Genomic DNA, 1,564 nt, shown 5'->3' on the forward strand with positions numbered 1-1,564 from the left:
GCCGCGATCAGGCCCCTTGATTCGTAATAATGCAATGTCGAAACGGGAACGCCCGAACGCCGGGCCACATCCCCCACGGCAAGCTCCCCGGGCAGGGCGGAAGATTTCGTAATCTGGGCCATTGACCTCAACCATGCTTGGGGTTCTATCAACAGTATCGGCATGCCCGGGCAAGCCCCGCGACCGACTTCCCGCCGCGGCACCCAAGGTCATTTCGATGGACGGTACAACAGACATGGGCAGCGCATCCACTCCCACGTGGCGGCTCCTGTTCTCCGGCGCCAATGGCGCGAAATCCTGCGTCCTGGCGACCGGTGTCGCGCTGCACGCCATCAATCTCTACATGATCCTGACCATACTGCCCTCCGCCGTGAATGATATTGGCGGCATCCGGTACTATGCGTGGAACGAGACGCTTTTCATTGTCGCCTCCATCATCGGCTCATCCCTGTCCATCCACGTCCTTGGCGCGCTGGGGCCACGGCGGGCCTACGCCATGGCGGCGGGGGTGTTCGCGCTGGGCGCGCTGCTATGCGCGCTCGCCCCGTCCATGGGGGTCATGCTGTGGGGCCGGAGCTTTCAGGGGCTGGGGGCGGGCATGCTGGTTTCACTGGCCTATGCCCTGATCCGGCTGGTCTTTGCCGAACCGCTATGGACCGCGCCATGGGCATGCTGTCCTCCATGTGGGGGATCGCCACCCTGATCGGCCCGGCCATGGGCGGCCTGTTCGCCGAGATGGGGGCCTGGCGGCTGGCGTTCTGGATCCTGTGCGCGGGATCGCTGGTTTTCGCCATTTTCGCGGTGCGGGTGCTACCCGCCACCCGCGCTGGAGCCGGCATGCCCACCTCCACGCTGGCGTGGCGGCAGCTCATGGCGCTGGTGGTGTCCGTGCTTGTCCTGTCCGTGACCAGCACGGTCCTGCATTTCCAGCAGAATCTGGCGGGGCTGGTCATTTCACTGGGGCTGTTCGCATGGTTCGCCCATTGCGAGCATAACCGCGACACCCGGCTGCTGCCAAAAGGCGCGCTGGGCCTGCGCTCCCCGCTGCTGCCGTTCTACTGCCTGCTGGGTGGTCTGGCCCTGAGTGTGGAGGTCATTGAAATCTTCGCGCCCCTTTTCCTGCAGGTCCTGCACCACCAGCGCCCGGTGGTGGCCGGTTACCTATCGGCCCTCATGGCCGCCGGGTGGTCGGCGGGATCCTTTACCAGCGGCGGGGCCTCTCCCCTACAGGCGCGCCGCGCGCTGGCGATGGCGCCGGTGCTGGGGTTCGGGGCCATCGTGTTCCTGACATGGTGGATGCCCCACCCCGCCAGCAGGTCGCTGCCAGACATTTTCCCGATCGGGGTGGCGTTCGCCGCCGTGGGCGCGGGGGTCGGCATGGCATGGCCGCATCTGCTGGGCGGGATCCTGCGCCTGACGCCGCCTGCCGAACAGGGGCTGGCCTCCGCCTCGCTCACGACCATACAGCTTTACACCACCGCCGTAGCGTCCGCCGTGGCGGGCACGATCGCCAACGCGGCGGGACTGGCGCAGCCGGGGGGAACCACCGGGGCGCAACAGGCCG

The 1,564-nt window shown here is 67.1% G+C and carries 3 protein-coding genes; 2 read left to right on the forward strand and 1 reads right to left on the reverse strand.

From position 1 onward, the window contains the following. Positions 1-164 (reverse strand): MerR family DNA-binding transcriptional regulator (locus JCM25156_RS28175; protein WP_306301754.1); only part of this gene is annotated, 164 nt, incomplete at its 3' end. A 53-nt stretch (positions 165-217) separates the two neighbouring features. On the opposite strand from JCM25156_RS28175, the gene JCM25156_RS32245 reads away from it, so the two are divergent. Both JCM25156_RS32245 and JCM25156_RS25425 read left to right on the forward strand, forming a co-directional pair. Next, on the forward strand, positions 218-703 hold the full coding sequence (locus JCM25156_RS32245; RefSeq protein WP_159105008.1) for an MFS transporter: 486 nt from the start codon (positions 218-220) through the stop codon (positions 701-703). Further along, the coding region (locus JCM25156_RS25425; RefSeq protein WP_159105009.1) for an MFS transporter at positions 664-1,564 on the forward strand (901 nt) is incomplete at its 3' end. The genes JCM25156_RS32245 and JCM25156_RS25425, both read left to right, overlap by 40 nt.

It is taken from the genome of Komagataeibacter kakiaceti JCM 25156 (genome assembly GCF_000613305.1).